23 protein-coding genes, 2 tRNA genes and 1 pseudogene are annotated in these 24,598 nt (G+C 43.4%); 19 read left to right on the forward strand and 7 right to left on the reverse strand.

From position 1 onward, the window contains the following. Position 1 precedes the first annotated feature (1 nt). From EXT47_RS05935 to EXT47_RS05945, 3 genes are all read right to left on the reverse strand, one after another. On the reverse strand, positions 2–1,066 hold the full coding sequence (locus tag EXT47_RS05935) for an HlyD family secretion protein (RefSeq protein ID WP_130126102.1): 1,065 nt from the start codon (positions 1,064–1,066) through the stop codon (positions 2–4). Next, a complete protein-coding gene (locus tag EXT47_RS05940) occupies positions 1,059–1,544 on the reverse strand; it encodes a MarR family transcriptional regulator (RefSeq protein ID WP_130126103.1) in 486 nt (161 codons plus the stop codon). Before EXT47_RS05940 ends, EXT47_RS05935 begins: the two co-directional genes overlap by 8 nt. Before the next feature lie 93 nt (positions 1,545–1,637). Next, positions 1,638–2,615 carry a TDT family transporter gene (locus tag EXT47_RS05945; protein WP_205991251.1) on the reverse strand — a complete coding sequence of 326 codons (978 nt, stop codon included), beginning with the start codon at positions 2,613–2,615 and terminating at the stop codon, positions 1,638–1,640. 103 nt (positions 2,616–2,718) lie between these two features. Between EXT47_RS05945 and EXT47_RS05950 the strand changes: the two genes are divergently transcribed. From EXT47_RS05950 to EXT47_RS05970, 5 genes are all read left to right on the forward strand, one after another. After that, entirely contained in the window at positions 2,719–3,588 is an 870-nt protein-coding gene (locus EXT47_RS05950) for a LysR family transcriptional regulator (RefSeq protein WP_039497288.1), read from the forward strand. Positions 3,589–3,706: 118 nt separating this feature from the next. Beyond that, entirely contained in the window at positions 3,707–4,570 is an 864-nt protein-coding gene (locus EXT47_RS05955) for a DUF417 family protein (protein WP_130126104.1), read from the forward strand. 302 nt (positions 4,571–4,872) lie between these two features. After that, the gene (ovoA, locus tag EXT47_RS05960) at positions 4,873–6,978 is read left to right on the forward strand and encodes a 5-histidylcysteine sulfoxide synthase (protein ID WP_130126105.1); all 2,106 of its coding nucleotides are present in this window, start codon (positions 4,873–4,875) and stop codon (positions 6,976–6,978) included. 52 nt (positions 6,979–7,030) lie between these two features. Beyond that, a complete protein-coding gene (locus tag EXT47_RS05965) occupies positions 7,031–8,137 on the forward strand; it encodes an aminotransferase class I/II-fold pyridoxal phosphate-dependent enzyme (RefSeq protein WP_130126106.1) in 1,107 nt (368 codons plus the stop codon). Between the two features lie 74 nt (positions 8,138–8,211). Beyond that, entirely contained in the window at positions 8,212–8,775 is a 564-nt protein-coding gene (locus tag EXT47_RS05970) for a YSC84-related protein (RefSeq protein ID WP_039497296.1), read from the forward strand. Positions 8,776–8,830: 55 nt separating this feature from the next. Here the strand turns inward: EXT47_RS05970 and EXT47_RS05975 are convergent, their stop codons facing one another. Beyond that, the gene (locus EXT47_RS05975; protein WP_045989771.1) at positions 8,831–10,036 is read right to left on the reverse strand and encodes a Bcr/CflA family multidrug efflux MFS transporter; all 1,206 of its coding nucleotides are present in this window, start codon (positions 10,034–10,036) and stop codon (positions 8,831–8,833) included. 231 nt (positions 10,037–10,267) lie between these two features. On the opposite strand from EXT47_RS05975, the gene EXT47_RS05980 reads away from it, so the two are divergent. Continuing rightward, positions 10,268–11,065, forward strand: a complete 798-nt coding sequence (locus tag EXT47_RS05980; RefSeq protein ID WP_039497298.1) for a M48 family metallopeptidase — start codon at positions 10,268–10,270, stop codon at positions 11,063–11,065. Between the two features lie 402 nt (positions 11,066–11,467). On the opposite strand, the gene EXT47_RS05990 is transcribed toward EXT47_RS05980, so the two are convergent. Then, positions 11,468–11,995, reverse strand: a complete 528-nt coding sequence (locus EXT47_RS05990; RefSeq protein ID WP_039497933.1) for a YgjP-like metallopeptidase domain-containing protein — start codon at positions 11,993–11,995, stop codon at positions 11,468–11,470. A 588-nt stretch (positions 11,996–12,583) separates the two neighbouring features. Here EXT47_RS05990 and EXT47_RS05995 point away from each other — a divergent pair. Next, a pseudogene (locus tag EXT47_RS05995) lies at positions 12,584–12,987 on the forward strand (GFA family protein). A gap of 87 nt (positions 12,988–13,074) precedes the next feature. Here the strand turns inward: EXT47_RS05995 and EXT47_RS23825 are convergent. Continuing rightward, positions 13,075–13,239 (reverse strand): hypothetical protein, encoded by a 165-nt coding sequence (locus EXT47_RS23825; protein WP_165383798.1) that lies wholly within the window; start codon positions 13,237–13,239, stop codon positions 13,075–13,077. A 102-nt stretch (positions 13,240–13,341) separates the two neighbouring features. After that, a complete protein-coding gene (locus EXT47_RS06000) occupies positions 13,342–14,190 on the reverse strand; it encodes a DUF72 domain-containing protein (protein ID WP_039497299.1) in 849 nt (282 codons plus the stop codon). Positions 14,191–14,359: 169 nt separating this feature from the next. On the opposite strand from EXT47_RS06000, the gene aspS reads away from it, so the two are divergent. The 12 genes from aspS to EXT47_RS06065 all read left to right on the forward strand — a co-directional run bounded on the left by aspS (position 14,360) and on the right by EXT47_RS06065 (position 24,595). Further along, positions 14,360–16,144 carry an aspartate--tRNA ligase gene (aspS, locus tag EXT47_RS06005; RefSeq protein WP_130126107.1) on the forward strand — a complete coding sequence of 595 codons (1,785 nt, stop codon included), beginning with the start codon at positions 14,360–14,362 and terminating at the stop codon, positions 16,142–16,144. Between the two features lie 123 nt (positions 16,145–16,267). Further along, positions 16,268–16,789 (forward strand): crossover junction endodeoxyribonuclease RuvC, encoded by a 522-nt coding sequence (gene ruvC / locus EXT47_RS06010; protein WP_010605128.1) that lies wholly within the window; start codon positions 16,268–16,270, stop codon positions 16,787–16,789. A gap of 2 nt (positions 16,790–16,791) precedes the next feature. Next, positions 16,792–17,409, forward strand: a complete 618-nt coding sequence (gene ruvA, locus EXT47_RS06015; RefSeq protein ID WP_010605127.1) for a Holliday junction branch migration protein RuvA — start codon at positions 16,792–16,794, stop codon at positions 17,407–17,409. A 2-nt stretch (positions 17,410–17,411) separates the two neighbouring features. After that, entirely contained in the window at positions 17,412–18,416 is a 1,005-nt protein-coding gene (gene ruvB / locus EXT47_RS06020; RefSeq protein ID WP_010377587.1) for a Holliday junction branch migration DNA helicase RuvB, read from the forward strand. Positions 18,417–19,493: 1,077 nt separating this feature from the next. Further along, the gene (gene tolQ / locus EXT47_RS06030) at positions 19,494–20,198 is read left to right on the forward strand and encodes a protein TolQ (RefSeq protein WP_010377591.1); all 705 of its coding nucleotides are present in this window, start codon (positions 19,494–19,496) and stop codon (positions 20,196–20,198) included. Then, positions 20,185–20,613, forward strand: a complete 429-nt coding sequence (gene tolR / locus EXT47_RS06035; RefSeq protein WP_039497303.1) for a protein TolR — start codon at positions 20,185–20,187, stop codon at positions 20,611–20,613. Before tolQ ends, tolR begins: the two co-directional genes overlap by 14 nt. Next, on the forward strand, positions 20,613–21,554 hold the full coding sequence (tolA, locus tag EXT47_RS06040) for a cell envelope integrity protein TolA (protein WP_010377595.1): 942 nt from the start codon (positions 20,613–20,615) through the stop codon (positions 21,552–21,554). Before tolR ends, tolA begins: the two co-directional genes overlap by 1 nt. Positions 21,555–21,563: 9 nt before the next feature. Further along, complete coding sequence (gene tolB, locus EXT47_RS06045; RefSeq protein ID WP_039497305.1) at positions 21,564–22,922, forward strand: Tol-Pal system beta propeller repeat protein TolB; 1,359 nt, start codon at positions 21,564–21,566, stop codon at positions 22,920–22,922. Between the two features lie 40 nt (positions 22,923–22,962). Beyond that, a complete protein-coding gene (pal, locus tag EXT47_RS06050; RefSeq protein ID WP_017215988.1) occupies positions 22,963–23,496 on the forward strand; it encodes a peptidoglycan-associated lipoprotein Pal in 534 nt (177 codons plus the stop codon). A 12-nt stretch (positions 23,497–23,508) separates the two neighbouring features. Beyond that, on the forward strand, positions 23,509–24,264 hold the full coding sequence (gene ybgF, locus EXT47_RS06055; protein ID WP_010377599.1) for a tol-pal system protein YbgF: 756 nt from the start codon (positions 23,509–23,511) through the stop codon (positions 24,262–24,264). 149 nt (positions 24,265–24,413) lie between these two features. After that, positions 24,414–24,489 (forward strand) — tRNA-Lys (locus tag EXT47_RS06060). A gap of 30 nt (positions 24,490–24,519) precedes the next feature. Beyond that, positions 24,520–24,595, forward strand: a tRNA-Lys gene (locus EXT47_RS06065). Positions 24,596–24,598 lie beyond the last annotated feature (3 nt).

The following is a 24,598-nucleotide window of genomic DNA, read 5'->3' on the forward strand; positions in this document are numbered from 1 at the left end:
ATCAATAAACGTAGTGAAGTAGACTGACGAATTTGATTTGCGCTTGTGCAAGGGTTGCAAGCAGAGAGCTTTCAGGCAGAACTTGAACAGTCGCTCTGGCACCACTTGCTAGTAAAGGTAATGGCTCATCAAATGCTAAATGAACGCGTTGACGTTGCGCATCTCGCACCCAGCGGTTGGAGGTCTCAACGGCAGCCAATTGGCCGTCGGCATTGAGCTGTCCATCACTGACGCCAGCAGAAAATTCATGGATCACGGCGGGATAGACTTTGCCCGGTAACGCATCAAAGCTCACTAGCGCTTGTTCGCCGAGTTTGACGTGGTAAAGCGATTTTTCTCTGAAATCCGCAGCTAAGTCAACATTGTCCGAAACCAAACTGGTTAGACTCACACCCGTTCGAGCATAGGTTCCCGTGGTGATCTGTAAGTTACTAATGATGCCATCATGGGGCGCGCGGACTTCGGTATAGCTGAGTTGCAATTTAGCCTGCTCTACGGCATTTCGTGCTTGCATTAGTGCAATATTCTGTTCGTCGGTTGCACCACGTTTTACTTCAAGCGCATGTAGATTAGCTCTCAGTGCACTAAGCTGTGACTTAGCCGTCGCAAAATTTGCTTGAATTTGATCTGATTCCTGCGTTGAAATTGCGTGTTGTGACAGCAAAGATTGGCTGCGTTTATAAAGTCGCTGTTGCTCATCATACTTGGCTACAGCAGCCTCTATTTGTGCTTGCTGGGCAACTACCTGTGCGTCTAATTGTTTGTTCTGCTGATTAACCTCTGCCAAAGCGAGCTCAGCCTTAGCTAATGCTAAACGATACGGCGCTTCATCGATAGTAAGTATTAGTTGGCCTTGCTGAACTCTTTGGTTATTGCTGACATTTACTGCAAGCACTTCACCACTGACTTTAGGCGTCACTTTGGTTACTTGATGATACACACGTGCCTGAGGCGTCATTGGTATATAGAGATCAGCAAAGATAAAATAGCTAAAGCAGAGTGCAAAAAGGGCGATTGAAACCTTTACGTAGCGGGAAAATTGCTGATCTGGACTAAGTTTACTCACTGGTACCCCCACTTTCAGAAATATTGTCACAACATTGCTGAGCATTGTGCTCAAGTTTGACCAAAGCATGTGCAATAGCATTGAGCTCGTCATCGCTAAGCCCATGATATAAAAGTGCCTTCACTTCACTGATCCGCATCTTTAGCTGCGCTAACTGGGCTTGCCCGTGTTCGGTAAAGTAGATTTTACGACAGCGTTTGTCTTGCTTATCAATGCGGCGCTCTATCACGTTATTTTCTTCTAACTGTTTCATCGTGCGAGTCAGGCTCGGCATTTCGATATCTAAACTGCACGCCAATTGGTGTTGTGTGCAACCTTCACCCAAATGATGAATATGCATCATGGCGGTCCAGCGAGGCTGGGTAAAACCGAGTGGCTCCACAGCTTGGGTTACGGCTTGACGGCAAATTCTATGGACTCGGCCTAACTTGCCACAGAGACTAAGATCGAGCGTTTCATGAAATGGAAGTGACGACATAACTTAAGATATATTTACTTAGCATGCTAAGTATTCTAGATTAGTTAGCATGCTAAGTAAATAGTGTGTGTTTAGATTATTGCAATATTAGCTTTAACTCTCTGAATTGGCGGTGCTTATTTTTAGTAAGAATCGCGTATAGTGAATACAAACATGGCTAATTACAGCGATCGCAACAACAAGTTCAAACCAAACTAGGTACTGCAACACACTTAACCAGCCTAAGCTTAAGTGTTCGCTGCCGGGCCAAGTGACGACCTTACTAATGGCGGTGACGCCGATGACTAATGGAAAGGTATATGCTGCAAAAGCGGGACTAAATGGCAGCCGTAGAAGCTGAATAAAAGCAAGGTATATTGCTAGGGTCATAATAATAGCAATGCTCAGTAGGGCAAACACCACGCCAGCCGCTGGCATTGGGTGGACACTTAAATATCCTGCTAAACATAGACTCGCAGGCGCTGCCATGACTGCAATTGTGGGCTGGGTTTGCTGTGGTATGGCACTGCCTCTACACAAACGGTAAATCATGAACGGTAGCAGCAGCAGATAAAATATCACTCCCAAGTACCAAAGCCCCATCGCCAAAGGCTGCAACGCTGCCATGCCGTTAAAGGTGACATCGGCAACGACAAACCCCACAGGGGGAATAAACCAACTCGGCACTAGCTGGTTAAGCTCAAAATTGCGGCTGCGAAAATACACAAAGCTGGCTAGCAAACCCAGATGAACTGCAATGGCGAGTAGCCAAACCACAGTTGCAATAAGGTGAGAATAGGCCGCGATGCTATGAGAAATCACCATGATTGTCATGGCGCTGGTTGGTAATACACTCCCAACCACTGGATGCGCGAGATCTGCTCTTAATAGAGCTGGTTGATGAATAAACTTAAGCACTAACAGCAATAAAATAAAGCCAGCCAGCAGTGCACTTAAAGGTTTTAACACAAAAAATGCGGGAAAGAGGTTACTGATACACCAGCCTAAACTAGCTAGCCCAAGAGCAAGACCAGACATAGGAGTGGGGATATTGGCGGTGAGTTTTTTACCATAAGAAAGAAGAGTAGCCATGCGTAATTTCACAATAATTGTTCGGTGAAGGGATAATACGCTTGCGCTTTAATTAAGAATATCTGAATATATTTAAATTAGTGTTCAGTAATTCTTAACGTCAATGATAACCCTTAAGCAACTCAATGTATTTACGGTAATCGTGCAAGAGCGTTCGATCACGGCCGCAGCGGATAAGCTATGTTTAACTAAGGCAGCTGTTAGCATGGCACTAGCGGAGTTGGAGCGTCACCTCGAACAACCATTATTCGATCGTGTAAATAATCGATTAATGATAAATCCTGCCGGAGAGTTATTACTACCGCATGCGCATCAAGTGCTTGATAGATGTCGCTTCTTAGAGTCCTTATTTAAAGAAAGCGAGAGGCTATATGGCGAAATTAAAATTGGTGCCAGCGATACCTTAGGCAATCATTTGTTGCCTCCCATGTTAGCGGCTTTTCAGCAGCAAACAGGGCATACGCAGCAGCAGTTGTTTATCACCAATACGGCGAAGGTGTGTGCCATGCTTCGTGATTACGAATTAGATATTGGTTTTGTTGAAGGTCGAGTGATAGGCGAAGATTTAGACATCATGCCTTGGTTTGAAGATGAAATGTGTATCGTGAGTGCAATGGACTGTGCGATAACTGACTTTCAAACGCTGATACAAAGTCAATCTCGTTGGTTGTTGCGGGAACAAGGCTCCGGCAGTCGAGAATTTTTCTTAGCGAATATTGCAGCGCAGCTTACGTCGTGGCGAACCGCGTTTGAGTTAAATTCCACCGAGGCGATTATAAATGGTGTTGCGGCAGGGCTCGGTGTAGCGTGTATCTCAAAATACTCCGCTGAACATGCCATAGCACAGCAACGAATTCAGGCGCTTTCAGGTTTAAAAGCCGCACCGAGGCAGTTTTGGCTGGTGACGCGTAAAGATAAATTTCAAAGCCCAATATTAACGCGACTCATTGACTTTGCGGCGCACTGGCGTTGAACTGTGCTGTCGACCTAACGACTCAACACAGCTTGCAATGGGTATAAACTTCACAAACACTGAATGAACTTTCTCAAACCTCGGGTCTTATAGACAATAGCATATTAAGAGGTTAGATATGTCGTTCAGAACTATCGATTATTCTATTTCAGGCGTGTTAGCAGTGAGCTTATTACTGCTTGGCATTTCATTTTTGTTTGGCGCTGGGCCAAGTACTATTTCAGGCACCTTTAGCTTTTACGGGTTAACAGAGTGGGTGCCTGTTGCCACACTTGGTATTGTATTTGGCTTTGCGTTAATGGTTGCCGCGGGTCTAGTCATTTTACAGCAATGTAAGATTATTCCTGCGGCGTGGCCGCTTGCCTTAATCGCCATCATTAGTTTATTTACTTTGTTGACGTTGTTTGCCGAAAATCGCTGGATAGCAGCCCATGGCGGCTTTCCCGTTATTGGTTCTGGTCAAGGGGTCATCAAGTATTTTGCGTTAGTACCCATCGCACTATTTCTCTACTGCCGTCATCATATCAATACGCGAGCGCTAGTGTGGGCGAACTATTTCCCCGTGGCATTGGTTTTAGTCTGGATTGGTGGAATGAAATTTCTTGAACTTGAGGCAAAGGCAATCGTGCCGCTAGTGGAAACTTCACCGTTTATGTCTTGGATGTATGAGTTGTTTACTGTGCAAGAAGCCTCAAACGTGATAGGCGTCTATGACATTTTGATGGCAGGCTTGCTCGGCATTGGCATTTGGTTCAAACAGCGAGTCTTGATTGGTGTTGCAAGCCTTGGGTGTTTTGCGGTATTTGTTATGACACAAAGCTTTTTGTTTACCGCAGCCGGTGCGTTTAGCGACATGAGTTTGCTTGGTGGTTTGGGACAATTTGTGATTAAAGACTTGTGGTTTATCGCCAATATCATGGTGTTGGTGTTTTTGACATTGGAGTCCAGCTCGGCTGAGTCTATAGAGCCAGCTGTCGCGTAAATTTCATTGTGATGCAGCCCCGCTGCCAAAAGAGCGTGACCTAAGTTGCGCTCTTTTTATTTTTATCACATATGCCAGATGTGCCAAGTGAAGTTTTTTCCGAAAATCGCCCTGTCGGCAGTGAAAATTAAATGTGAATAAGTTAAGGTCATAAAAAGTTGATATCAGTGGTCTAAGCTAGATTATCAAACGTATACAGCAAGATGCCATTGGTATTAAGTGGCAAAGTGAGCAAAGTTTAAAAGCTGCATGCATTGAAATGGTGTATGTATCGAAGTAGCAAGTTTAAAGAAGATAATTGTATGGAAAGACCAAATACATTAAAGCCAATCTGGCTTTCGGGTGGCGATGTAGAGAAAAAGCGCGCTGAGATCAAAGCATACTTCAACAATAGCTGGCAGCAGTACGAATCATTATTTAGCAATATCAACAATGACGACGCCTATTTTGTGAAGGCTGAGCGGTTACGGCATCCTCTCATTTTCTATTTCGGTCATACCGCTTGTTTTTACGTTAATAAGTTGATGTTAGGGAAATACATCACTCAACGCGTTAATCCACATATTGAATCTACCTGTGCAGTTGGCGTAGATGAAATGTCTTGGGACGACCTTGATAGCAATAATTACGATTGGCCAACAGTGCCAGAAGTGCGTGCTTATCGCCAGCAAGTGAATGCACTTATTAACGGGTTAATCGACGAGATGGATATTACTCTACCAATCACTCAAGATAGCCTTGCATGGGTTGTCTTGATGGGTATTGAACACGAACGTATCCATTTAGAAACCTCTTCTGTAATTATGCGGATGCTGCCGCTGGCTGACTTGGCTTTACAACCTGGTTGGGAAGCGTGTGATGAGTACGGTGATGCACCTGACAACAACCTAATCCCAGTAAGCGGTTGTGATGTTCGGCTTGGCAAACCTGAGTCGAATCAAACCTACGGTTGGGATAACGAATATGGTGTACAAGACGTCAAAGTGGCGCCATTCAAGGCCAGTAAATATGTGGTCTCAAACCAAGAGTTTTTAACCTTTGTCGAAGCTGGTGGCTACAAGCAGCCTGAGTTTTGGACGGCTGAAGGTCAAGCTTGGCTGGCTTCAACTAAATCAACCATGCCGCGCTTTTGGGTAAAAAAAGACACAGGCTTTTGGCAACGAAACTTAGCCGAAGAAATCCCGTTACCACTCAATTGGCCAGTTGAGGTTAATTACCTTGAAGCTAAGGCTTTTTGTAATTGGAAGTCTGAGCAAAGTGAGCACTTTGTACGCTTACCAACAGAAGCAGAGTGGCAAGTACTACGCGATAAGCTCGATGTTGACTTGCCAACATGGAGTGAAGCGCCGGGAAACATTAACCTTGAGGTATGTGCTTCAAGCTGTCCGGTTAACCGTTTTGAAACTGAAGGTTTATTCGACATCATCGGCAATGTTTGGCAATGGACGGAAAGTCCGATCGACGCATATAGCGGCTTTAAAGTGCATCCATTATACGATGATTTCTCGACCCCCACTTTTGACGGTAAACACAATCTGATAAAAGGTGGTTCTTGGATTTCTACAGGCAACGAAGCCGTGCGAGATTCTCGTTATGCCTTTAGACGCCACTTCTTCCAACATGCCGGATTCAGATACATCGAAAGTGAGAGCCCACAAGTGCCAGTGCAAAAGGTCAACTTGTGTGAAATGGATGCGGACGTCGCCAATGCGCTACATAGCCACTACGGCAAGCCTGTTATGCATTTTGGCAACCCATTACAAAGTGTTGTTTCACAGCTAATGGTGCATTATCAAGGTAATACAAATAAAGCGCTGGACTTGGGTTGCTCGGTCGGTCGTGCAAGTTTTGAATTAGCCAAACACTTTGCTCAAGTAGATGGCATTGATTTTACTGCGCGCAATATTCAACACGCGTTGGCCTTAAAAGAAGGCACGCCAGTACGCTTTGCTACCGAGATTGAAGGTGAAATTGTGGACTTCCACGAAGTGTCTACCTCGCAATTGGGATTTAATGAACTCAGTGAGCGTATTCATTTTTGCCAAGGGGATGGGCATAACCTTAAACCACAATTCGCCGAGTATGACTTAATCTTGTGTCACCGTGTTGTGGAATACTTATATTCACCAAAAACCTTTTTAAACCAAATTAAATCGCGCTTGAATGCAGGTGGGATCCTTGCGATAAGCTCAGCCTATCAGTGGGACAAGGCGCTAACCCAAGCACAAAACTGGTTGGGCGGTTATAAGGTCAGTGGTGAGAATGTCACGGGCCGTGATGGTTTAGAAATTTTACTGGGACGAGATTTTGAACTGTTGGCTGAAGATGAAGTAATGTCCGCCACAAGCAAAAACGCACGTAAAGTTGAACTAGAGCGATGCCAACTTACGCTATGGCGTCTTAAATAGTCGTTGATACCCATGCCAGCCAAAGTGCTGGCATGATTTTTTAGGTTAAAGAATGGAATTAGTATTACCCGATCACATTAAGTTTAGTCAAAGCTTGGCTGCTCCCATCGATATCAACTTGAGTGATTCCTGTGCTCAAGGCATCACGCTTGGTGAACTTATTGAGCTTGGTGGCGGCAAAATGCCAGATATTGCACTGGGTTATAATCCGATTGCTGGTAGTGAAGGGCTAAAAGCGGCGATTAAAGCTTATCATCTGCCGACGACTGCATGTGTGGATCTTAATCAAATCGTGACGTTTAGCGGTGCTCAAGAAGCTATTTTCACTACGATGGCGCAATTACTAGACCCACAAGATGAGGTGGTGGTCTGCACACCAAGTTACCCATCGCTTGCAAAACTCCCCAAACAGTTTGGCGCTATCGTCAACACGGTGCCATTGCGAGAAGAGGACAACTGGCAGTTTGATATAGAAAGACTCAAAAACGCAGTGACGGCAAAAACCAAACTCATTATCGTCAATGCCCCTCATAATCCAACGGGCACAGGCTTGACTGACAAAGAAGTTGGACAAATACAACAACTGGCAGAGCAGTGTGGTGCTTACATTTTAAGTGATGAAGTATCAGCACAGAGCCATGGCGATGACTGCGCAGTAAGTGGGCGCTTTTCGGCTTATCCGCGGTCGATTACGTTAGGTGTATTATCCAAAAGCATGGGCTTGCCTGGCGTCCGAGTAGGGTGGGCAATTTGCGGTTCGAAAGCACTAGCGGATGCGCTGTTGGCTGGTAAAAGCTACTTAAGCATTTGTGGCAGTAAAGTGGATGATTTATTGGCGACGACCGCATTACTGCATAGTGAAACTATCTTAGCGTATAATGCGAAAATCATTGCAAACAACGTCCAATTGATGCGTGAATTTGTCAGTTTATACTCGCAAAAAGTAACTTGGGTTGAGCCGCATGGCGGTGTGTTGTCATTGCTGAAGATTAATTCAGTAAAGGATCCTGAAAAGTGGTCACGTCAATTTGCAGAGACCTCGAACACGCTATTGTTACCCGCAAAGTTATTTCTATTGGAGAGTGAGTGCCACTTCCGTTTAGGTACGGGTAAGCGCAACTTTGCCGCTGGTTTGGCAAGACTCGAAACATACCTCTAAATTAATCCAGCATTCAAACTAAGCGTCTATGATAGGTAGTGTTATTTTCAATTAATGCAGGAAAGGAAAAACCTATGGTAAACGTTAAACATTTAATGGCTGGCTTTTTGGCCGTCATGCTTAGTGCATGTGCTTCAATGGGCGATGGTGACAAGGTTGAAAAGCAACGTGCCATCCTAGATATGAAAAACGATGTACTTACTCAGCTTTACAGCAAAAAGCCAGATACGCGTTCGCAAATTGCGGCAGCGCCTGGCTATGCTGTTTTTTCTAATGCCAATATTAATCTGCTATTTGTTGCAGCTGGAACAGGTTACGGTGTCGTACATGATAATACGGTAGGAAGTAACACTTATATGAATATGGCTGAAGGTGGTGTAGGCCTTGGTATAGGTGTAAAAGATTATCGTATTGTGATGGTATTCCATACTCCTGAAGCAATGAATAAGTTTGTGACCTCAGGCTGGACGTTTGGCGGAAATGCAGATGCTGCGGCGAAAGCGGCTAAAAAAGGTGCATCGGTAGAAGGCGAAGCCTATTATGGCGATGTTACAGTGTACACCTTTACTGAAAGTGGCTTGGCACTGCAAGCAACAGTAAAAGGCACTAAGTTCTGGAAAGATAAAGAACTAAATTAAGATGATCTAATAACGATTTTAGAGACAAGCCCCGCAAGTCGGGGCTTTTTGTGTATTATTCTTTGATTTCTGTAGCGTTGACACTTTTCTCAAAACGCCTGTTTAACAATTGGCAGACGATAGTCAGCACAATGGCAGCGAACATAAAGCTTGAGAATGGCAAAGGTGACTCAGGAACCGCGAGTGCAAGTAAAGGGCCGACCAAAGCGCCACTACCAAATCGTAGCGTGCCTATCACCGCGGTAGCGGTACCGGTTTGATGTTCAAAACTCAGTAATATCAGTGCATCAGCGTTGCTGGCAATGATCCCCAAACTCATCATCAAAGGTGCAATGGCAGAAGCTAGCACCCAAACCGAGACTGATTGGCTACTGAGTATGACTAAGATCGTGGAGCAGACGACACCAATCGCAAGACCGATATTGAGCATTCTCCTAGAACCAAGCCTTGGCACTAAACGCGTGTTGGCAAAGTTACCGAGCATCAATGCAATCACATTCATGGCGAATAACACTCCAAACAGCTGCTCCGACACGCCATAATACTCAAGATAAATAAATGAAACTGAGGTTAAAAAACAAAAGAATGCGAATGATGCCAGCATCGAAGAAAGAATATCGTAGCGGGCCTTCTTTTGTGTTAACACAATACGATAGCTTTTTAAGAAAAACGATAAGCTAAGCGGTACATCGGCTTTGGTCGGAATTGCAATACAGAAAAACTGTAATGCGATGATAACGAGTACAGCATAAACCGCTAAAAACCAAAAAATGGCGTGCCAATCAAAGTACAACAAGATCAGCGCACCAAGTGAGGGAGCAATTAGTGGCGCGATCATCATGATCATTGAAACATAAGACATCCCTTTGGCTGTATGCTCTTTGTAATAATAGCGGATCACGCCTGGTACAACGACTGTTGCTGCGGCACCACAAAATGCTTGAACGACCCGTAAGAAGCAAAACATATCGATGTCATTCGTTAGCGCAAGCCCAATTGACGATGCGGTAAAGCCGACCAAGCCCCAAATAGCTAACGTCTGTCTTGAGAATCTATCTGCAAGGGGGCCAAACACCATCATGCCGACAGCATAACCTGCTAAATAGCTACTAAGAGAAACCTGTACTTGCTCAAGTGGGCTATTCAAGCTGTCTGCAATCGCAAGCATCGCGGGGAGATACAAGTCGATAGCCAAAGGCGTTATCGCGACAATACTAGCCAGTAATGGCAAGAGTATTGCTGGGAGTGTTGATGACTTCATAGGTTGGTATTGTTACCTTATTAATGTTAAGCAGAATAAATACACCAATCAGAGACGCTTTATATGGAGATGGAACTCGGTGCACTAGAGTAGAGCAACGAAAAGACGGCGCTTTGATCAGCAGAAGTTCATGAAAAATTTTTTATATTGTACTAAGTTAGTCTCGTTAAGTGACGAAATTGCGGTAAACTTAGAGAAACTTAAGTTATAAAATAAGAAAAGGAACAAGTTATGAAAAAACTGGTTCTCGCGATAGCTGTGGCAGCAACGCTTGCTGGCTGCAAAACATCGCCTACCGGACGCACTCAGTTAGCACTCTATTCCGAGCAGCAAATGGACCAAATGGGTGTTGCAAGCTTTGAACAAATGAAGCAAGAGCAAAAAGTCGATACTGATGCTAAAACCAATCGCTATGTTAAGTGTATTGCAAATGCCTTGATAGCACAACTCCCAACAAACTACGCAAACCAGCAATGGGAAGTCGTGGTCTTTGAAGATGACTCTGCCAATGCATTTGCGCTACCCGGCGGTAAAATCGGGGTTCATACGGGGATTCTCAAAGTTGCAGAAAACCAAGATCAACTTGCTGCGGTGATGGGTCATGAAGTAGGGCACGTTATTGCTGAACACGCTAATGAGCGCGTATCGCAAAACAGTGTGTTGCAGTTTGGCCTGCAAGCAGGTGCGGCGGTGCTTGAAATGAATAATATCGAATATCGCAATGCCATTATGCAGGGATTAGGTCTTGGTGCGCAGTATGGTGTGGCATTGCCATTTAGCCGCTCTCATGAAAGCGAAGCGGATGTTATCGGCTTAGACCTAATGGCTAAGGCTGGCTTTAATCCAGAAGGCTCGGTTGCGCTTTGGCAAAATATGGCGAAAATGAGCGAACAGCGTCCACCAGAATTTATGTCGACGCACCCTGCGCCTGAAAATCGAATTAAGCAATTACAAGCAAACATGACAACGGCCCAAGCAACCGCTAACAAAGCGCGTACGGGTGGTTTTGCACCAAGCTGTAAACGCTAATTTCTCAAAACACCAATTACCCTTCAGTTAAGTGTAATTGGTGTTGCCTTCCGTTTCACACATCAGCATAAATAGCCGTAACTCTAGCTCAAGTTGATGATAGTGGGGCTCCATATGCTTGAATCAAGGCTGCTTGCTAAACAGTTGTACTAGAGTGAGATTCAGTAATAGCTATCGAGTACTCCGCTATTTAACTTTTCGATGAGTCGAGTTTGGTAGCGCATTCTTTATGAAGGATGAGAGTTTTAAAGTGAGCCATCACGTTTATAAATTGAGCTAAATTGGGCGTAAATTCGGCTCAGGTAATAAGCGTTATGTAGTTATAACCCTCAGTTTGCGACAGTCAAACTTATCTAGTTCTTGGTAATCACACTCATTCAAATAAATATCAAAATTTGATTTTTATTTGTAAATTTGACCTTTTAATTCTAGTTGAGTTAGGTATACACGCATTTCAAACTCTAGCTGATGGTAGTTAGGGAGCATATGCTGGCACAATTGATAAAATGCCTTATCGTGTTGCTTTATTCTGATGTGGGCTAACTCATGAACAACAATCATCTCTAAAAACACCTCAGGTGCTGTTTTGAAAATATCACTAATTCGTATTTCATTTTTACTCTTTAACTTATTTCCCTGAACTCTTGAAATAAATGTATGCAAGCCCAGAGCGTTATTTACAGCATGGATTTTTTTATCGTAAATAACTTTACTTAATGGAGAGGACTTCCGTAAGTGAGTGTTCTTTAAATTTATGACATATTCACGAAGCAATTTATCGTTTTTAATATCATGCACTTTGGGGTGCTTCTTAAGTAAAAATTGACCTAGTGTATCTTGCTCAATCATCGTTCTGACTTGATCTTGCACTTCAAGTGAGTATGACGATAGATACTTTAACGGAGCTAATTTTACTTTTGAAGATGGCATTCTTTGTGTTTTTAAGCTTAGAAAGATGAATAAAGAAAATTGTACCTTACTTATTTTTATTCTGATAGTGACAACAGCTAATCGCTGAGCTCTCGATAGCGTTATCTTATTGTTGAGTATAAGGTCAAAAAATTTAATCTTTATTTTTATTTCAGACACAAACGAAAGTTCATGATTTTATTTCTTATGAGCTAAACAGTTAGTGATGTTGACCCACAATCGTTATACATAAGTTGACAACATTTAGCTGAAAAGTCGGTTGTTAGGAATGTCGCACATCCTTTTCTTGGAAATGTGCAAGCTCATGTACAACCAGTACTTCCAGTAGCGCTTAAAGCGCTTGCTTTAGCTGATTGGTGAAACTCATATAAGGCTTTTTTGTTTTGTAATTGATGGCCGAGAGGATACTTACGTTCGAGTACGATTTAATTTGCCCCGAGGTAATAAGTTGTTCAACTTACGATTGAATGGTGTCTGGGTAATGAACAAAATAGCGAGTGAAATCCCATGTGGTTACTTCTAGAACAAATCATGTCGAGCAGTATAATGTATTAAAAAACAAACACGAATAGTTTCAAGAAGAGCTTGATGTATCAGGCAGGTTGTTTATGTGGCCAAGTTGAGCTGCAAATTATCGGTAAAATTAACGATATTATCCACTGTCACTGTTCATTGTGTCGTAAGCCTATCGTTACTGCATATGCGACTAATGGATTTGTAAATACCTATGAATTGAACTTGGTAAAAGAGGCTGAAAACATGAAGTATTTTAAATTGGACGTAAACGTGATTTTTGTGCGCACTGTGCATCACCTCTGTTTAGTTCCAATGACGACTTACCAGACAAATTCAGATTACGATTAGGTATATCAGACTCGGATATCGTCGTTCGACCTATGCCTCACAACTTTGTTACCAGAAAAGCGAATTTGGAAGGTCTCGATGCGAGCTTACCTCACTACGAAGAATTTGAGCCAAGTCGTGCTAAATAGCTAACTGAAAAATGTACGTATTGAGTGTTAAAAGTGGCGCAAGAGACACGCTTGCACCACTTTTAGAAGGCATTATTACGCAATGAGTTAGTTACCAGCAGGTACAACAGCAATTTGGTCTTGACAGCCTTCTGAAAAACAACAAACATGATCACCAGATATTCCACCAGCAATTTTTCGAGTAGCGTTGTTAGGTAATGTTTGCTTGTTTTCTGAAAGCGCTTTTAATTTCTTTTTGTTTAATTTTATCATTTATAATTTCCTTTTTGTAAATAAGCAGGGTTGCTTGTATGTGTTTCTATTCACTGAACAAGCTAGTATATTTTACACTTGGTTGCAAGCTATTGTGAAAGTTCACAAAAAACTATTTTGTTGAGGTTGTTGTTCAGCGGGGAATAAACCCAATGTGATGTCCTTCCTTTGTAGGTCATTTATAAATTGCTTGGCTAGTATGGGGGCATCATAATTATCCGCGGTATGGAAAAACACATAGGGTGTTTTCCCTTCATCCAACCAGTGATTTATCTTGGCGAGCCAAGGGCGGTAAAAGGCGCGATTGGCTTCTAAGTCTGAACAACCAACATAACGTATCATTGGTGAGTTACTAGTTGCTATCACATGTAATGGCACTCTCGGCTTTTTTTGTTGAGCATCAATGATCGCTTGGGTGTTTGCAGGTTCGCTGAATAAAGGTCGTGTGTCCATCATGATGCGGTTGTAACTATTTGCCATTAAAAATTGGTTAAAACGTCGTTCGTTATCCGACTTGTCGAAAAACCCTAAATGACGTACCTCGATGCCTAGTTGCAGCTCTTTAGGTAATAATGAACAAAAGTCGATTATTTTTGGCAAATGTTCTGGACCGCATGCTTTAGGCAGCTGTAGCATCACCATCCCCAGTTTGTCGAAAATAGGTTCAAATAGCTGCAACCAATGGCTTATGCCTTGCTGACAGTTTTGCAGCGCCATTTCATGGGAAAAGCGCTTAGGAATTTTAAAGGTGAAACGAAAGTGCTCAGGCACATCATTTCGCCACTTTTCAATGGTGTTAGGTTTGGGATCAGCATAAAAGCTGGTGTTGCCTTCAACAGAGTTGAATATTTGCCCATATTCTTGGAGCATTCTATTGCTTTGGCAGTGAGTCGTAAAAAAGCGTCCTTTCCAGTGAGCTGAACTCCACTGTGGGCAGCCAAGGTATAACATAATTGAGCTTGTTTCGTTTAAATGGTGGTGTCAGTGTAATAAAGTTCACGAAATTTAGAAACAAAACGGGATCAAGGATGACATCAAGTCGGGTATTTTTATATAATCGCCGATAATTTTTCATATTAATGCCAGTTACCGCTTGGTGTAACTGAGAGACAGGAAAACTATGCGCTCAATATATTGCGGAAACTTAAACAAAAGCCACGTTGATCAAGAAGTAGAACTATGCGGTTGGATCAATAAACGTCGTGACCTTGGCGGCCTGATCTTTGTCGATTTAAGAGATAGAGAAGGACTTGTGCAAGTGGTATTCGATCCTGAAGTGGAAGGCTTAATGGATAAAGCGAATACGTTGCGCCAAGAGTTCTGTGTTCAGATCAAAGGTGTTGTCCGTGCGCGCCCTGAAAGCCAAGTAAACAAAGACATGGCAACGGGTGAAGTTGAGATCTTAGGCACTGGCTTAACCATTATCAACCGTTCAGAACCATTACCGCTTGACTTCAATCAGCAAAACTCTGAAGAGCGTCGTCTTAAATACCGTTATTTAGACCTACGCCGTCTAGAAATGAGCGATCGCATTAAGATGCGTGCTAAAGCGAGTAGCTTTGTGCGTCGTTTCTTGGATGAAAATGCATTCTTAGACATTGAAACGCCAGTACTAACTAAAGCGACACCTGAAGGTGCACGCGACTATCTAGTACCAAGTCGTGTCCACAAAGGCAGTTTCTATGCGCTACCGCAGTCGCCGCAGCTATTTAAGCAGCTACTAATGATGTCTGGTTTTGACCGCTACTATCAAATCGTAAAGTGTTTCCGTGATGAAGACTTACGTGCCGATCGCCAGCCAGAGTTCACTCAGATCGATATCGAAACGTCATTTATGAGCTCAGACCAAGTTCGTGGCGTGACAGAAAAAATGATCCGTGAAATGTGGCAGTCTTTCCTAGACGTTGATTTGGGTGAGTTCCCTGTGATGCCATACAGCGAAGCGATGAGCAAATATGGTTCGGATAAACCAGACCTACGTAACCCGCTTGAGCTTATCGACGTTGCAGACATCGTAAAAGACGTTGAATTTAAAGTACTAAGTGGCCCAGCGAATGACGAAAAAGGTCGTGTTGCAGTACTATCAGTACCAGGTGGCGCACAACTTTCACGTAAGCAAATCGATGAATATACTAAGTTTGTAGGTATTTACGGTGCGAAAGGCCTTGCTTGGATGAAAGTGAACGACCGTGATGCGGGTAGCGAAGGCGTACAGTCACCAATCGCTAAGTTCTTGAATGAAGAAGTGATCAATGCACTGCTTGAGCGCACAGGCGCAAACACAGGTGACATTATTCTATTCGGCGCAGACAAGCGTAATACTGTAAACGAAGCGATGGGCGCGCTACGTCTGAAGATTGGTCTTGATTTAGAAATCACAGATCTAACTAAGTGGGCACCACTTTGGGTTGTTGACTTCCCGATGTTCGAAGAAGACGACGAAGGTAACCTACACGCGGTACACCACCCGTTTACCGCGCCTAAAGGCGTAAGTGCTGCGGACCTTGAAGCAAATCCAGCAGGTACACTTTCTGATGCATACGATATGGTACTTAACGGCTACGAAGTCGGTGGCGGTTCGGTTCGTATTCACAACAACGAAATGCAACAGGCTGCGTTCAGGATCCTAGGCATTGAAGAGTCTGAGCAGCAAGAGAAGTTTGGTTTCTTACTTGATGCTCTGAAGTATGGCACGCCTCCGCACGCAGGTTTGGCATTCGGTCTTGACCGTTTGGTGATGCTACTGTGTGGCACTGACAACATCCGTGACGTTATTGCGTTCCCGAAAACGACGCAAGCGTCGTGCTTGATGACTGATGCGCCAAGCCCTGCAAACCCAGATGCGCTAAAAGAGCTTGCTATCTCAATAGAAAAGCAGTTAACAGAGCAAGGTGAAGGCGAGTAAGTTCGTCAACCTGATGTAAAAGAGGCGACTTAGGTCGCCTTTTTTGATCAGATGAACTAGCTTATAACTGGTAATCTATACAGTATTTTGGCATTATAACCAAAAAACCAAGAGACGATGCGTTTGGCTGTCATTTTAGGAATTGATCCGGGGTCAAGATTTACAGGCTATGGTGTGATTGCTCACCAAGGTGCAAAGTTCCAATATTTGGGGAGCGGTTGCATTAAAGTTGGTGAACATGACTTTCCCACTCGATTAAAAATGATCTATCAAGGGATCACACAGCTCATAGAGCAGTTTTCGCCGAGCGACTTTGCGATTGAGCAAGTGTTCGTTGCGCATAATCCAAGCTCAGCCTTAAAACTTGGTCAAGCGCGAGGTGCGGCCATTGTTGCAGCGACCATGCAGTCAGTGGTTGTGAGTGAATATTCGGCAAGGCAAGTTAAACAAGCCGTTGCGGGTACCGGTGGTGCAGACAAAGCCCAAGTACAGGAAATGGTAAAGCGCATATTAAAATTGCCAGGCACACCCCAAGCTGATGCAGCAGATGCGTTGGCGGTGGCGATTTGTCACGCGCACTCAAGGCAAAACTTAATAAAAATGGCAGGCGCAGCGCGTAAAACCGTAAGAGGAAGGTTGAGATAACGATGATAGGAAAATTAAGCGGAACACTGTTAGAAAAGCAGCCACCAGAGATATTAATTGATGTTGCAGGTATAGGTTATGAGGTACAAATGCCAATGACCTGTTTTTATGAATTACCGAGCGTGGGCGAGCCGGTTTCAGTATTTACTCACTTTGTAGTGCGTGAAGATGCGCAGTTACTGTTTGGTTTTAATACCAAGATAGCACGTGCATTGTTTCGCACGTTAATTAAAGCAAACGGAGTCGGTCCAAAGCTCGGACTTGCAATTTTGTCGGGCATGTCGGCAGAGCAATTTGTTAGCTGCGTGAATCATGGCGATGCAACGACTTTGGTTAAGATCCCAGGAGTTGGTAAAAAGACCGCTGAGCGCCTAGTGCTTGAAATGAAAGATAAGCTAAAAGACTTTGGCAATGACTTACTCACACCGTTTAGCGATGCCGCTGTACTTGCGCCGCAAGAGCATCCGACGGTAAGTGATACCCCAGCAGATGAAGCGATTGCAGCCTTAATGGCATTAGGGTATAAACAAGTTCAAGCACAAAAAGCGGTAAAAGCCGTAAACAGAGAAGGCATGACGACCGAGAGCATCATTAAAGACGCTCTTAAATCGATGATGTAACTATGATTGAAGCAGATAGATTAATTGAACCTGAGATCCAAGGTAATGAAGATTTAGTTGATAGGGCGATTAGACCTAAATTACTAAATGATTATACTGGTCAGCCACATGTCAAAAAGCAAATGGAAATTTTTATTGCGGCGGCACGTTCAAGACAGGAAGCCTTAGATCACTTGCTGATATTTGGTCCGCCAGGTTTAGGTAAAACCACGCTTGCAAACATTGTCGCAAACGAGCTTGAGGTTAATATTAAAACTACCTCAGGACCTGTGCTTGAAAAAGCAGGGGATTTAGCCGCATTACTCACTAACCTTGAAGAAGGGGATGTGTTATTTATTGATGAGATCCATCGTTTAAGCCCTCAGGTGGAAGAAATTCTCTATCCTGCTATGGAAGACTACCAATTAGACATCATGATTGGTGAAGGCCCAGCTGCACGCTCGATTAAACTGGATTTACCGCCTTTTACTTTGGTTGGCGCAACGACACGTGCCGGCTCATTAACCTCACCATTAAGAGACCGTTTTGGTATTGTGCAGCGCTTGGAGTTTTACTCGGTTGCGGACTTGTCTTCGATTGTGACTCGCTCAGCGTATCATTTAAATCTAGAGATCAGCGAGTCGGGCGCAACTGAAGTGGCGCGTCGAGCGCGCGGTACACCACGAATAGCAAATCGTTTACTACGCAGGGTAAGAGACTTTGCTGAAGTGAAGGGCGATGGCTCTATCACTGAAGAGATTGCGCACTTAGCGCTGGATATGGTCGATGTTGATAAATGTGGCTTCGATTATATGGACCGCAAATATCTGCTAGCAATCATTGAAAAGTTTACCGGTGGCCCGGTTGGTCTGGATAACCTTGCTGCGGCAATTGGAGAAGAAAAAGAAACCATCGAAGATGTGATAGAACCATTTTTGATCCAACAAGGCTTTATTCAACGCACGCCAAGAGGACGTATTGTCTCTGACAAAGCCTATATGCATTTTGAGCTAAGCAAGCCAGAATGATCTAAGTTGGGTAACGAACAGCTTTATTCTTCATAATAGCCGAGTATTCACTCGGCTATTTCATTTCTACACTCACTTATTGCAAATCGCGTTTGCACAAATCCATTATTTTGTGTCAGCTAAATTCAGGCAAGATCCATCACTGCTGAAGTAATTTACCTGAGCTTCGGATAATTAATGCCTTTCTAGCAGCCAGTTTTAGCGCTAACTGCTAAACCTCAGGTAAATTTATCTCGACCTGTGTGGGCTATACGTTGCTTAAACTATTTGTAGATTGTCTCGTCCTTTAAACCAAGCGCTAAATAAAAACCGCAAAATGACCGAGTGTTAAAGAAAACGTGGAGCGTAATAAGGAGCTCGCACCAAATTTCAGGCAAAAAAAAGCCCGCAAATAATGCGGGCAAAACAACAAGTTGAAGGAAGTAATCCAGGGAACAAGATGAGTTACTTTGGGTTTTATCCACAAAATGCGTCATCTAAGCAATACGAAAAATCAGAATCCTATTGCAAGTAACTGTGCTTTGCTGAAACTTCAGCTGCTCGCTCAGTACAGGGTGTATATTAAAGAGGTTTTGATTTTTCATCAAACTAGAAAAATTCTTTTTTCAGATAAAAAAAACTAATATCAAAGTTTTTGTTAAGGTTAAAAAGTGAGCTTAAATGTGGTGAAGTATTCATGTAAGTTTATGTAAAATATGGTTTTGTATGTTAAATGCGCAAAGTGTAAATATTAGATAATCTGTTGTTAATTGGTAAGACCAATCTGTTTTTTGAGGTTTTATTCTCTATTTGTGCATAAAACTCCTATTTTATGCAGTTTTGGGCCATATTTAGAAGCTGTGATGGAGATTGTCGAATTTGCTTAAGTTTGGGTAAAGCAAAGGGAGTTACACTGTTTTGCTCTATTTATCGTCAAATACAATGAATTCGCAGTATTGAGATTGTAAGGTATTTGTAGTGTGGTTAAACTAGCTGAACCTTTTGGTAGTAAATCTAGTCTATCTCTAGATATTGCTCGGTAGAGAGCAAGAATATAAATGGCTACCATTGCCGAAACACTTTTGGGAGTATAATAACGTGGAATCGGGACTAAATTTTGTCGATCTAATTTTAAAAGCCAGCTTTTTGGTACAACTTGTTATGTTGACCCTGGTGGGATTGTCTATTGCTTCTTGGGCAATTATTTTTCAACGTAAAACTGTCATTTCTCAAGCCCAAAGCCAATCAAAGAATTTCGAGCAAAAATTTTGGTCCGGTATGGATCTTAGCAAACTCTATAATGAAATAGCTGCAAGGACTGGTAGCGCGTCAGGACTAGAAGCGCTATTTGTATCCGGCTTTAAAGAGTTTGCAAAGCATAAAAAAGGCAATATCCAATCTCCTTCAATTGTTGTTGAAGGTACTCACCGTTCAATGCGTGTCGCGCTTTCTCGTGAGATTGAAAAGTTAGAATCAAGCCTTTCTTTTTTAGCAACAGTTGGCTCTATCAGTCCTTACATCGGTCTATTTGGCACCGTTTGGGGGATCATGAATGCTTTCATCGCGCTTGGCGAAGTGAAACAAGCGACGCTGCAAATGGTTGCACCAGGTATTGCTGAGGCGTTGATTGCAACAGCCATGGGTCTGTTTGCGGCAATTCCAGCGGTTATGGCGTATAACCGATTTGCTAAAAATGTAGAAAAGCTAGAAACTCAGTACATTAACTTTATGGAAGAGTTCGCTAATATCCTTTATCGTCAGGCTGCAACACAAGTAGAGGCAAAACAAAATGTATCAGCGTAAGAAACGTCGTCCCGTCGCGGAGATCAACGTCGTTCCTTATATTGATGTTATGTTGGTGCTGTTGATCATCTTTATGGCAACGGCTCCACTTATCCAACACGGCGTAAAAGTAGACTTACCCCAGATGGAAGAGTCTGAATTGGTTGAAACCAAAGACTCGCCACCGATTATTGCCACCATTGATGCTGAAGGTCGCTATTTTGTGACTGTTGGTACGGACCCTGAAGCACCAATGGATGCAGTAGAAGTAGCTGCGGTGATTAAACTTAAGTTAGAACAAAATCCAGATACCCCTGTAATGATTAAAGGTTCAGGCAGAGTGTCGTATCAAGAAGTACTTTATTTAATGGACTTCTTGAAAAAAGCGGGTGTTCCTTCTGTTGGCCTAATGACTAAATCATTTGAGGATGAGTAATGAGTTCATTATCTAGCAGCGTAGTTAAGTCAGTATTGCTTCATGGCGCAATTGGCGGTCTGCTATTTGCTACGGCAAATTTTCAAGTTGATACACCTACTGTGATGGAAGTCACCTTAAATCCACAGCAAAAAGATCAAAAGCCTGAAAGGGCGGTTTCTGCGGTGTCGGTTGATCAGCAAGCAGTTGAGAAAAAGATTGCGGATTTAAAAAAGCGTGAAGAAGAAAAGCAAGCTGCTGAAGATCGCCGTATTCGCGATCTTGAACAGCGTGCGCAGCAAGCCAGAAAAGACCGCGAAGCCGAAGCACGGCGCATTAAAAAGCTGGAGCAAGAGCGTCAAGCTAAGTTGGAAGAGACTCGCCAAGCTGAGGCGCAAGCCAAACGCGCTCGCGAAATTGAGAAAAAACAACGTGAGCAGGCTGATAAAGCGAGAGCTGAAAAAGCCGCCGCGGAAGAAGCTGCTAAAAAGGCTGCAGCCCAGCGTCAAGCTGAGGAAGATCGCTTAAGAAAAGCTGAAGAGGCGAGGAAACGTCGCGAAGCTGAGGAAAAACGAAAAGCGGAAGAAGCCGAGCGTCAACGTCAAAAGGCACTTGAAGAACAAATGCTGCGTGACCAGCTTGCGAAAGAGCAGGCAGCAAGAGCGAAGATCCGTCAACAGCAAGTATTGAGTGAAGTGGATAAGTTTAAAGCACTTATCATGCAACGCATTCAAGCTAACTTGCTTATCGATGAAACGATGAAAGGTAAACAATGCCGAGTAAACATTCGTCTCGCCTTTAACGGCCTTGTGACTCATGTAGAGTCATTGGGTGGCGACAAGCTAGTTTGTGAAGCTGCTATCCGTGCTGTGAAAATGGCTGATACTTTACCTGTTTCTAAAGATAAAGACGTGTTTGAGCAGCTTAAGAATATCAATTTAACAATTAAACCAAATTTTTAAAGGACGAACATGCTAAAGAAGTTCACAACCTTATTGCTGGTTTTTACTCTGGGTGTATCACAGTTTGCGCAAGCCGCACTTGAAATTGTGATAACAGAAGGGGTAGACAGTGCCAGACCCATCGCAATTGTACCATTTAAATATAATGGCACTGGTGAAATGCCGTCGAGTTTAAGTGACGTTATTTCTGCAGACTTGATGCGCAGCGGTAAATTTAAGCCTGTTGCCGAGGCTGACATGCCTCAATTACCAACCACTGACTCGGAAATCGACTACGCTGCATGGGTTGATGCGGGGGTTGAAGCGGTAGTTGTAGGCACCGTGACCCAGCAATCTGCTGGACGCTACTTGGTAAAGTATGAACTGATTGACGTGATCAGAGCACAGCTTACCGGTGGTGAAACTCGCATTATGTCAAATGGTCGCTTAATGCAAAGCGACGACCATGTGCTTGAAGGACGCCAAAGTATTGTCAGCAGTACTGGCTTTAGAAACTATGCGCACCAAATTAGCGACGTAGTATATGAAGCCTTAACAGGTGAAAGAGGCGCATTTAGAACTAAGATTGCCTACGTCATCGTACGTGACGGCCAAGATAAGCCATACCAGTTAGTTGTTGCCGATTATGACGGTTACAACGAGCAGGTGTTATTGCGCTCCAAAGAGCCGTTAATGTCTCCTGCATGGTCGCCAGATGCAAACAAACTTGCGTACGTGACTTTTGAAAATCGCCAATCGCAAATCTACATTCAAGACATTTACACTGGAAAACGCGAACTTGTCACAAGTCACCCAGGTATCAATGGCGCACCACAGTTTTCTCCTGATGGAACTAAATTACTTGCAGTACTCTCTAAGGATGCAGGTGGAGCGACAGAAGTATATCTAATTGACCTGAAAACTCGTCAAGAAACACGCTTAACTCGTCATCGTAGTATAGATACTGAGCCTTCTTGGCATCCAAACGGTCAAGAAATTGTGTATACATCTGAAAGGGGTGGTAATGCTCAGATTTATAAGTTAAATTTAAAAACTGGTAGGTCTAAGCGAGTTACGTTCGACGGCGACATGAACTTAGCAGGTTCGATCACGCCAGATGGAAAGCGTCTGATTATGGTTAACCGTACGCTGGGCCGTTACCACATTGCGAAAAAAGAATTAGATTCCGGGCTGTTTCAAGTGCTAACTCGTACGAGACTAGATGAGTCTCCGAGTATTGCACCAAATGGTTCGATGATAATATACAGCACCTTGCACAATAATAAGCAGGTATTGGCATTGGTGTCTATGGATGGTCGTTTCAAGGCAAGGTTACCTGTCTTGGACGGTCAAGTTAAGGCACCAGCCTGGTCGCCGTTTTTACAGTAATTTTGCTGGTTAGATTTATAAAGATATAGGAATATACTCGATGCAACTTAACAAAACTCTAAAAGCCTTAATGGTCGCGTTGCCAGTGATGACACTTGCAGCATGTAGCTCATCTTCAAGTGTTGATGAGGGCGCGGCTAGCGAAAGCAACCAAGCGGCAACCACACAAGACAACACTGTTGATGTAAACACTATGTCTCGCGAGAAATCTGCGGAAGAAAAACTACGTGAGAAATATGAAGCCCTACGTCAAGAACAGATCGTTTACTTCGATTTCGATAAATCTACTATTCAGAGCAAATATGCTGAACTACTTCAAGCGCACGCTGATTTCCTAGTGAAAAACCCAAGCGTGAAAGTACTTGTTGAAGGTCACGCTGATGAGCGTGGTACGCCAGAGTACAACATCGCACTAGGTGAGAGCCGTGGTAAATCAGTTGCTAAATACCTTCAAAGCCTTGGTGTTTCTGACAGCCAAATCTCTGTAGTGAGCTATGGTGAAGAAAAACCAATGATTAAGTCACGTACAGAAGAAGCGTTCGCTAAGAACCGTCGCGCGGTATTAGTGTACTAAGAAAGAGTTATTATGAAGCCGAATACTATTTTGGCAGCATTCTTACTCATGAGCGGGAGCGCCCAAGTTTGGGCTGCTCCCGCTCCTGTTTCAGAAGCTGCAAATTCAAATCAAACACTAGAAGAACGTGTCTCTCAACTTGAGAGTATGATGAGAACCCGCAATTTGCTACAGGCTGAGTTACAGCAACAGCTTAATCTTTTGCAAGAAGAAGTAAGCCAAGTGCGTGGTGTGACAGAAGAGCAGAGCTATAAGCTTGAAAAAGTGCTACAACGTCAACGTGAGTTATATCAAGAGATTGAAAATCGCGTTAGCCAAGCTTATGACCAGTCACAATCCACCGCAGCTGCGGTAACGCCTGATGTTACGCCAGAGCAAGCATTCAGCAGTAATCTGTCTGAGAATGAAGCGTACGACCGTACTGTAAACATGATAATGAAGGATAAGCGCTACGACGCGGCGATCCCTGAGTTTCAAAGTTTCTTGCAGCAGTATCCAAACTCAGTATATGTGCCGAACGCGCATTACTGGTTAGGTCAGCTATTCTTAATAAAATCTGACGATGGTAAAGCTAAGTCTCATTTTGCAACCGTTGTTGATAATTTCCCTGAATCGAATAAACGTCCAGAAGCGATGTTAAAGCTGGGTACTATTTTACATAAACAGGGACAAGCTGCTGAAGCGAAGACACTCCTTAATAAATTGATTAAAGAGTATCCAAGTACGACTCCTGCAAAATTGGCAACAGAGCGTTTAGCGAAGATGTAATTATCACTTTTTGAGCTGAGTGCCTTAAAATTAGGCGCTTAGTCATAAAAAGTGAAAAAAACTAGCTATTTCAGTTGCACTCAAAATTTAAATAAGTATTATAAGCGCCCGCAGCAGGCGATTGGTAACAAAAAACTGCTGCGTTAAGTGGGTCATTAGCTCAGTTGGTAGAGCAGTGGACTTTTAATCCATTGGTCGATGGTTCGAGTCCATCATGACCCACCACTTTACAAGCTTGAGAATTCGATTTTGAGCGGGTCATTAGCTCAGTTGGTAGAGCAGTGGACTTTTAATCCATTGGTCGATGGTTCGAGTCCATCATGACCCACCACTT

This window comes from Pseudoalteromonas sp. CO342X, from assembly GCF_004208915.1.
Lineage (GTDB): Bacteria > Pseudomonadota > Gammaproteobacteria > Enterobacterales > Alteromonadaceae > Pseudoalteromonas > Pseudoalteromonas maricaloris.